At 69.3% G+C, this 8443-nt stretch carries 7 protein-coding genes; 3 read left to right on the top strand and 4 right to left on the bottom strand.

The genetic code is table 11. The annotated features are described in order from the left end of the window. Nucleotides 1–274 precede the first annotated feature (274 nt). Nucleotides 275–751 (bottom strand): MarR family winged helix-turn-helix transcriptional regulator, encoded by a 477-nt coding sequence (locus tag Pth03_RS27970; protein WP_203947392.1) that lies wholly within the window; start codon nt 749–751, stop codon nt 275–277. Nucleotides 752–882: 131 nt separating this feature from the next. On the opposite strand from Pth03_RS27970, the gene Pth03_RS27965 reads away from it, so the two are divergent. Further along, the gene (locus tag Pth03_RS27965; RefSeq protein ID WP_203947391.1) at nt 883–1548 is read left to right on the top strand and encodes a hypothetical protein; all 666 of its coding nucleotides are present in this window, start codon (nt 883–885) and stop codon (nt 1546–1548) included. Between the two features lie 2 nt (nt 1549–1550). Next, nucleotides 1551–2975, top strand: a complete 1425-nt coding sequence (locus tag Pth03_RS27960; RefSeq protein WP_203947390.1) for a hypothetical protein — start codon at nt 1551–1553, stop codon at nt 2973–2975. Between the two features lie 12 nt (nt 2976–2987). Here Pth03_RS27960 and Pth03_RS27955 read toward each other — a convergent pair whose 3' ends face one another. Genes Pth03_RS27955 through Pth03_RS27945 form a run of 3 tightly spaced genes read right to left on the bottom strand, consistent with a single transcriptional unit; the run spans nt 2988 to nt 5677 of the window. After that, the gene (locus Pth03_RS27955; protein WP_203947389.1) at nt 2988–4094 is read right to left on the bottom strand and encodes a DNA glycosylase AlkZ-like family protein; all 1107 of its coding nucleotides are present in this window, start codon (nt 4092–4094) and stop codon (nt 2988–2990) included. 51 nt (nt 4095–4145) lie between these two features. Beyond that, on the bottom strand, nt 4146–4862 hold the full coding sequence (locus Pth03_RS27950) for an SDR family oxidoreductase (protein WP_203947396.1): 717 nt from the start codon (nt 4860–4862) through the stop codon (nt 4146–4148). Then, nucleotides 4862–5677: a helix-turn-helix transcriptional regulator gene (locus Pth03_RS27945; RefSeq protein WP_203947388.1), complete on the bottom strand. Its 816-nt coding sequence runs from the start codon at nt 5675–5677 to the stop codon at nt 4862–4864. Before Pth03_RS27945 ends, Pth03_RS27950 begins: the two co-directional genes overlap by 1 nt. A 273-nt stretch (nt 5678–5950) precedes the next feature. Between Pth03_RS27945 and Pth03_RS27940 the strand changes: the two genes are divergently transcribed. Continuing rightward, nucleotides 5951–8407, top strand: a complete 2457-nt coding sequence (locus tag Pth03_RS27940) for a M14 family metallopeptidase (RefSeq protein WP_203947387.1) — start codon at nt 5951–5953, stop codon at nt 8405–8407. Nucleotides 8408–8443 lie beyond the last annotated feature (36 nt).

Below are 8443 nucleotides of genomic sequence, written 5' to 3'. Positions count from 1 at the left end.
AGCGCGACATGCTCGCCGTCGTCGGCCAGACCGCGAAAGGTCACGGCGTCGGCCACCGCGCTGAACCCATCGCCGAACCGCAGGGGCACACGCACCCGGGTTCGTACGACGGCATCCGCGTGGTCCCCCGGCATCGTCATGGCCGCTCTCCGATCGACGGTTGTTCAAATTTGAACTAAACAGAACAGTAAGGATAGACCGTACCTGCTTCCGTAAATTCGACCAAGCACGGCAGAAGTGACGTGACACTTCCGTAAGAAGTCACAGCGAGTGATCAGCTCGCCTGGTCACCCGAACGGGTGTGCAGCAGGTCGCGCAACGCCTCCAGCCCGCCGGCGAGGGCGGTGAAGTCGTCCCGGCTGAGCCCGTCGACGAACAGGTCGCGGACCAGGGCGGCGTGGCCGGGCTCGGTCGCCCGCACCTTCGCCCACCCCTCGTCGGTGAGCGAGGCGATGATGCCGCGCACGTCCTCGGGGCAGGCACGGCGCCGCACGAGGCCGGCCTTCTCCAGCTGCGCCACCTGGTAGGTCAGACCGCTCTTGGAGGTGGTGGCGGCGCCGGCCAGCTCGGTCATCCTGAGCTCGCCGCCGGGCGCGTCCGCCAGGCGCACCAGCACCTCGTATTGCGAGTGGGACAGCCCCGCGTCGTCCTTGAGCCGCTGCTCGATCAGGCGGTTGAGGGTGGCCGCCGTGGACAAAAGCGCCCGCCAGGCGCCCAGTTCCCGTTCGCCGAGGCAAGGGGGTTCGTCCATGGCGTCACGTTACCTCAGTCGTTCGAACTCGAACCATTCATAGCCAATTCGTCAACCAGCTGATTTCCCAGCGTTCGGCCTATACCGTCCGTGCGTCCCCCGATTCACGACGAGCGGCCTTGAGGAGAACGATGGCCCTCGACCGCGAAGCCAACGCGCCGACGCCCACCCGCCGAACGACGCGGCACGGTGGCGGGCTCACGGCCATGTACGGCACGGCCGCTCACCTCTATGGGCACCTCCTGGCGGTATGCGCACTGACCGTCGTGCCGGCCTCCCTCCTCTGGGAGGCGATCGTCGTGGCCCTGGGCGACCGGTTCACCGTCTTCAACGGCGCGCTCCGCCTGACCGACGCCTCGGCGGGGACGGTTGCGCCGCTGGCCGTCGCCACGCTCGTGTCGCTGTTCGCCGGTCTTGTCAGCCTGGCGGCCGGTAGCCGCGTCGTGCTCGACCACGTCGAAGGGCGGGAACCGTCGGCGGCCCGTGCCGTACGGCGGCTTTCCCGGCGCCTCGGCTCCCTTCTTCTGCTGACCGTTCAGTTCGCAGGCGCGGCCCTCGCGCTGGCGGCGTTCACCGCGTGGTTGTACGCCGCGTCGGGATCCCTTGCGCCGGGACTGGTCGTCGCGATTCCGGGCGGCCTCATCCTCTTGGCCGGCATGATCGCGTGGACCGCGCTGGCCGACGGCGTCCCCCCGGTCCGCACGGCCTACGACCTGCTCTCGCGCGACTTCGGCGGAACGTTCCGCAGGATCGCGGTGGGACTGGTGGGCGTCCGCTGGTGGCCCTGTACGGGCTGAGCATGGTGCTGCCGCCGGAGGGCGTTCCCGCCATCGACGCCGTACGGATGATCGTCTCGGTGCTCCTGGCGCCGTTCCAGGTGGCCGTGCCGGCCCTCTGCTACGTCCGTCTGCGCGAACTGAAGGGCTCCGCGGAGATGGCGCCTGGCGAGGCTCCGTACGAGGAGAACGGATCCTCGGCACTTCCTGTGCGCCCGCCTGCGCGCCTGCGGTGGCCGCTGGTGGCCGCTGTGCTCCCCGGCCTGCTGTACGGCGGCTTCATCGTCGTCAACCCGCTCTCGCTGGCCAACGTGATCGACAACGCGATCAGCGGCCCGGACCTCGACAGGAGCCGTCCGACGGCACAGATCGCCTTCGGTCCCGCGGGCCGTCCGGTGATCATGATCGCCGACGGCCTGCCCCAGCTCACCTTCTGCGGGGACGGCACCTGCGCAAGCCACAGCACGACCACGCTGGAGGAGTATTTCGACCTCCATCCCGCCGCCACGGTGATCGCTGACGGCACCCTGGTCGTCGCGGGCTGGGTCGGGACGGGTGGCGACCGCATGGAGCTGGAGATGTTCTCCTGCCGGCCGCAGGGCTGCGCGAAGCGGTCAGTAAGACCGCTCCGGGTCGCCGAGAAGGGCTGGCTCCATGTGCACGCCGCCGCCGTCGCCACGCCGGACGGCATCGCGATCGCCTCGATCGCCCCCTCCAGCGACCGGTCCACCGCCTCTGCGGAGCTCACGTTGTGCCGCGACGTCACGTGCGCGAACCCGCGGACGACCCGGCTCGGCGGCACCGATCCTGACAGCACCGACGTGAACGTGGACAACCGCATCCTCGCAGTCACCGCGACCGCAGACGGGCGGCCTGTGGTCGCCTACATAGAGCGCGTGACCGGGAAAGTCACCGTGGCGACCTGCGACTCCCCCACCTGCGCGCATCCGATCGTCCACCCTCATGATCCGTCGTCGCAGACGTACGGCTGGCGGTATCGATCGCTGCGGCTCCAGATCGCCGTCAGGCCGGACAGCAGGCCCGTCCTCGTCTACAACGGCGACGACCATGACGACGAGGATTCGACGCAGATCCTCATCTGCACGGATACGACATGTTCGGGCACACCGCGCCGGGTGGAGGTGCGCGAACTCGACGCGATCGGCGCGCCGGGCCTGGCACTCGACCCACGCGGCCGGCTCCTGCTCGCGGGATACTACGTAGGCCGTGACGACCTATCGCTGATCATGCTGGTCTGCGAAGACGACGGCTGCACCCGCCGCACGGCGATCCGCCTCATCCAGGGCCTGGCAAGCGCCGGCCATCTCGACTTCGCCGTCGGTCCCGACCATCTGCCGCACCTGGTCTGGTTCGGCAGGGCCAACACGGAAGACGACAACTTCTTTCACATGCTGACCTGCCCGGACATCCGTTGCGGGCGCGGCTGAGCTCACGTTGCCTCAGTCGATCGAACGCGAACCATTCGTCAGGAGGTCCAGGCCGAGCCACTGAGCCAGGTCCCTGATCTCGTGACCGATCTCCGCGGTCATCTCCGGGGTGAAGGAGACGTCCTGGTGGATCGCGTGGACCCGCAGCACACCCGCCTTGCGGTCGGCGGTGGCGTCGAGTTTGCCCACCAGGCGGTCGGCGTAGAGGATCGGCAGCGCGAAGTAGCCCCACCGGCGCGTGGCGGCGGGCTTGTACATCTCCAGCTGGTAGTCGAATCCGAACAGCTCGGCGGTGCGCGTGCGGTCGTGTATCAGCCGGTCGAAGGGCGACAACAATGCCGCACGCCCGGAGAACGGCCGGCCCAGCAGGGATGGATCGACGCGCCACTCGCCCTTGACGCCCTCGACCACGGCAGGCTCGCCCGCCTCGCCCACGTCCGCGGGTTCGACCGGAAACTGCGTGCCCCGGGCGCGGGCGATGCCCAGCGCGCGCAGTCGGCGCTCGTTGCGGACGCGCAGCGCCTCCTCGACGGGGACCATCGGGTCGTCGGGGTAGACCCGCGTCGCCAGGTCCCACAGCCGGTCGCGTCCGCTGCGGCCCGCGACGGCGACCTCACCGCGCGACACCATGAACTCCAGCATTTGCGTGACGTTGCGGTTGTTGGTCCATCCCGTCGACTTCCACGGCACCGTGCAGGTGTCCGGAAGTTCACGCGAGGGTAGCGGCCCCGAGGAACCGAGCCGATCGAGGATGTCCAGACGGCACGCGTCGTTGGTGCGCACCCACTCCTGCCAATGGCGTGACCCCCCGCCCCTCGCCCGCTCGGCCATCTCGGCGCGGTAGAGCGCGAGGTCTTCGCCGGGCCTGATCATCGCGCGGAGCTCGAGCAGCGTGCGCTTCTGAAGCGCGGTGGTCAGGTCGGCCGGGGCATACGACGACCCGAGGCGGCTCCACGCGACCAGGTCGGCGTTCGGCGCGATGGCGGCGGTCGGGTCGATCTGTAGCAGGGTCAGACGGCGCACCACCTCGTGCAGCTCAGCAGGCCGGGAGCCGTCCAGGAGTTGCGCGCGCACGGCGATCCGGCGCGCATCGGTGAGAGAGAGCTCGTGAACGGTCACGACCCGAGGTTAGGCTCACGATCATTGGGTTGGCTACGCGGAATGCGTCGATCACACGAGTAGTCCACCTGTCGCCCGGATGTTCTGACCGGTGATCCACCCGCCGTCGGGTCCGGCGAGGAACGCGACCACCGCCGCCACGTCCTCTGGGCGCCCCAGCCGTCGCAGGGCGGTGAAGCCCGCCGTCTGCGCCAGCGCCTCCGGTGCGTTGCTGTCCCGCAGCATGTCCGTGTCCGTCGCTCCAGGCGACACGGTGTTGACGGTGATCCCCCGTACCCCCAGTTCCCGCGCGGCGACCTGGGCGAACTGCTCCAAGACCGCCTTGCTCGCGCAGTAGAGGGCGTGCCCGGGCGCCGGGACGACGGTGTTGAGCGTGGAGAGGTTGATGATCCGGCCGCCGTCGCGCATCAGGTGCGCGGCTTCCCGCATGGCGAGAACGGCGAACTTGGCGTTGACCGTCATAACCCGGTCGAAGTCGTCGGCGGTGAGGTCGGCCAGGGGCACGGGCGGATTGACGGCGGCGTTGTTGACGAGGATGTCCAGCCCGTCGCGGACCGGCGCGAAGACGTCGGCGAGGCTGGAGAGGTCTTCCTGGTCGGCTCGGACGGCGGTCGTCGCCGGCAGTGCCCGGACCACCTCCGCGGCTGCCGCCTCGTTGTCTTTGTAGGTGAACACGACGCGTGCGCCGTCCTTCGCCAGCCGGGTCACGATCGCTCGGCCGATGCCACGCGAACCGCCGGTGACCAGCGCCGTCTTGCCGATGAGCATCACGCGCCGGACGCTACCGGCGGGGGCGGGCCGCCGTATTGAAGGAATGCGCACAACTGCGTCGGGGTCAGGCCGGTCATCGCCCGGACCTCCCTGCTGAAGTGCGGCTGGTCGGCGTACCCGCATTCCACCGCGACGCGGGCGAGGCCGGACGGCTCGAACAGCCGGCCGAGCGCGCGCTGGAGCCGGGCGATACGGGCGACGCTGCGCGGCGGGAGGCCGATCTCGCGCTCGAAGCGCAGTTCCAGATAGCGGCGGCTGATGCCGAGCCGGCCGGCGAGCGAGCCGACGCTGATGCGCGGCGCGGGCCGTTGCAGCCACGACCACGCGCGCGCGACCAGCGCGTCCGGCGGAGTGCGGGCATCGACCAGGGCGGCCAGCTGCTCATCGAGGACGGCGAACCGGGACGCCGGGTCGGGCGCCCCCGCGAGCTGTTCGGCGAGCTCCGCCTCGCGCGGGCCGAGCACGTCCGCGAGCGCGATGCTCTCGCCGAGGAGCCGTCGGACCGGGACGCCGAGGATGGCCGTGGCCCCGGCGGGTGTCAGACCGATGGCGACCCCCTCGCGCCAGGCCGCTGACGAGTGGACCTCGAAGTCGGCGCGCGGTCCGGTGACCAGCCGGCTCGCGCCGGTGACGTCGATGACGAGCGTGGTGAGGTTGACGGGCAGGACCCGGTGGCGCACAGCCGATCCCGAACCCGAGCGGAAGCCTGAATAGCCGACGACGAAAGGCCGCAGCCGCGGGTGCGGCGGGGCGGAGACCGTCTCGCACGGTGCCGTCTGCGCATGCGCCGGGATCGAGTGGACGCTCGTCACGGCACCCATCCTCACCCCGGGTCGCTCGTCGCGCGCGAGTTCCGGCCCCCGGACTCGGCCGTCTAATCGTGCGCGCGGCAGGGCCGTACGACCTCAGGGAAACCAGCTCTATAAATTATATATAAATATCCTCTTATGCCACTTGACAGGAAAAATCCCTCAATTTCCCCTCTTGACGGAGATTCTTTCTTTAGAAAAGATCTTGCCAATTGCGCACTTTCGGCCGGGATAAACCCCAGCCCGGAGGCCGTGCGCCAAATGGAGGAATCTGTCATGGGGCGTACTCTCAATGGCAGCAGGAGAGGCCGCGTCGCGGCCGCGCTGGCCCTGCCCATTGCCCTCACCCTCACCCTCAGCCCGACCCCTGTCCTCGCCGACCCCGCTGCGCAATCCAGCGAGGTCACACCCGACAGGCAGCCCACCACCGAACAGAACGGTGTGGCGCTGCTGCGCATCGTCGTTCCCGACGAGGCCGCCGTCGACGAGTTGAACTCCATGGGAGTCGACCTCGCCGAATACAAGAAGCAGGTCGACGGAGGGCTCGAGGTCCACGCGGTCCTCAGCCCCGCCGAGGCCCAGAGCCTGCGCGACCAGGGCTTCGACGTGCGCGGCTCCATCACCGACCAGGGCGACTTCGCCAGGAACCAGACGGAGCGGCGGCAGGCGCTCGCGGCGGAGGCGGCCGCGGCCGACGAGGCCGACACGCTGACCCCGCTGCGCGCCGAGTGGTTCACCAGCCTCGACGATCAGCGTTTCCTGTCGGTCGAGGTGAAGTCGAGCGCGACGGACGCGACGACGGTGCTCACCGCCACCTGGGACAGCGGCCCGCGGACCGCCCCCGACTCGGGCGGCACGGCGACGATGTCGCGCTTCACCGACGCCGGGCAGTACATGTACCACCGGTTCAACGCCCCGCTGCCGATCACGCAGGCGCCCACCAAGGTCACGATCACCAGCAGCCACGGGGGCTCCGTCACCGTGCCGGTGACCAAGTGGCTGGGCGAGAAGCGCAAGCCGCCGAGCAAGCACTACGTCGAGGACTTCGTCGACCACTACATGGACCCGACCGAGGTCACGGGCAGGATCTCCACGCTGGCCAAGGAGTTCCCGAAGATCTCGCAGATCATCGACCTGCCGTACAAGACGAACGGCTACCGCAGGGCGGCCCAGGCGCAGTTCGGCACGGCCGCGGCGAGCACCCTCTACGTGACCTCCAAGGCGTACGGCAGCGAGGGCGGCAACGACCTGAGCGTGGCGCTGGTCCAGCCGGCGGCTCCGTCCTCGCCGCTGTCGGTCGCGGTCGACGGCAAGAACGTCACGGTCAGCCTGGCCACCGACGCGTCCGGCGCGGCCGCCAGCACCGCCCGCCAGGTCGTCGACGCCGTCAACGCGAACACCTCGGCCGCGGCGCTGCTGACGGCGGCGACCTACCGGGGCAACGCGGGTGCCGGCCTGGTGGCCGCCGCACCGGCGACGAAGCTGACCGACAACCTGAAGGCTCCGGCGACCGTCTCGCGGCAGCCGTTCCAGATGAAGGCGCTGCGCATCGGCAAGAAGCGCGACGGCTCGAAGGTCGGCGTCTTCCTCTACTGCCAGGAGCACGCCCGTGAGTGGGTCACCCCGCTGACCTGCGTGGAGACCGCCGAGCGGCTGCTGCGCAACTACGCGCACGACGAGCGGACGAGGAAGCTGGTCGACAACCTCGACATCTTCATCATGCCGACGGTCAACCCCGACGGCGGGACGTACAGCTTCTACGACTACAACATGCAGCGCAAGAACATGACCAACTACTGCGCGGGCACCAACTCCGGGGACCCGGCCTCCCGCAACTCGTGGGGCGTCGACCTCAACCGCAACTTCTCCGTCGGGTCGCTGTTCGACGGGTACAGCGGCGCCTCCTCCAGCTGCACCAGCGGCACCTTCGCGGGGCCGTCCGAACTGTCGGAGCCGGAGGCCCGCAACGAGGTCTGGCTGACCCACCAGTACCCCAACATCAAGTTCGCGATGAACACGCACTCCTACGGCGGCTACTTCATGTGGCCTCCGGGCGCGTACAAGACCCAGGGCCGTGAGCTGCTGCCCCGGGTCGACTACGGCACGGAGAACTACTTCTGGAACGCCTCCACCCACATCCTGTCCGCGGTGCAGGAGTGGCGGGGCACCGGGATCTGGCCCGGCCAGACGGGCCCGGTGCCGGATGTGCTGTACTCGGCGGCGGGCAACAGCGCCGACGAGCACTGGTTCAACCGCGGCATCATCGGCTGGGACTTCGAGGTCGGCGCGGACGTCTACAACGCGGAGACCAAGCAGTTCGAGCCGGTGGGCTTCCAGCCCGACTTCGCCGAGGGCCACGAGGAGGCGATGGAGTTCGCCAACGGACAGATCGCCATCCTCGAGGTCGCCCGGTCCTTCTCCGAGGACAACGACCGCCCCCGGTCGAAGATCGAGGTGACGGGCCGGACCGACTCGTCCGTCACGTTCACCTTCTCCACCGACGAACCGGCCAACGTGTACTACACGCTGGACGGCAGCCGGCCGACCCTCAGCTCCCCCAAGCTCGCCGAGGCGGGCATGCGTGAGGGCGCGCAGCAGATCACGGTCACCAAGGAAACCGAGGTGCACTGGTTCTCGGTGGACATCGCCGGCAACGTGGAGAACAACTACAAGCCGGACGGCCATAGCGACAACTACCGCGAAGACAAGGTGAAGGTCCGCAACGTGCGCTGACCTCTCCCGGTCTCCCCAGGCGGCCGCCGGTCCCCG

Origin of the sequence: Planotetraspora thailandica (genome assembly GCF_016863335.1) — a bacterium.
GTDB lineage: Bacteria > Actinomycetota > Actinomycetes > Streptosporangiales > Streptosporangiaceae > Planotetraspora > Planotetraspora thailandica.
Note: the sequence above shows the minus strand (reverse complement) of the source record. Positions and strands in the feature narration are given on the sequence as shown.

What these genes read in the sequence shown, in the direction of transcription:
- Pth03_RS27965 (WP_203947391.1), top strand. Translation starts at nt 883, where the DNA reads ATGGCCCTCGACCGCGAAGCCAACGCGCCGACGCCCACCCGCCGAACG.
- Pth03_RS27970 (WP_203947392.1), bottom strand. Translation starts at nt 751, where the DNA reads ATGGACGAACCCCCTTGCCTCGGCGAACGGGAACTGGGCGCCTGGCGG.
- Pth03_RS27960 (WP_203947390.1), top strand. Translation starts at nt 1,551, where the DNA reads ATGGTGCTGCCGCCGGAGGGCGTTCCCGCCATCGACGCCGTACGGATG.
- Pth03_RS27940 (WP_203947387.1), top strand. Translation starts at nt 5,951, where the DNA reads ATGGGGCGTACTCTCAATGGCAGCAGGAGAGGCCGCGTCGCGGCCGCG.
- Pth03_RS27950 (WP_203947396.1), bottom strand. Translation starts at nt 4,862, where the DNA reads ATGCTCATCGGCAAGACGGCGCTGGTCACCGGCGGTTCGCGTGGCATC.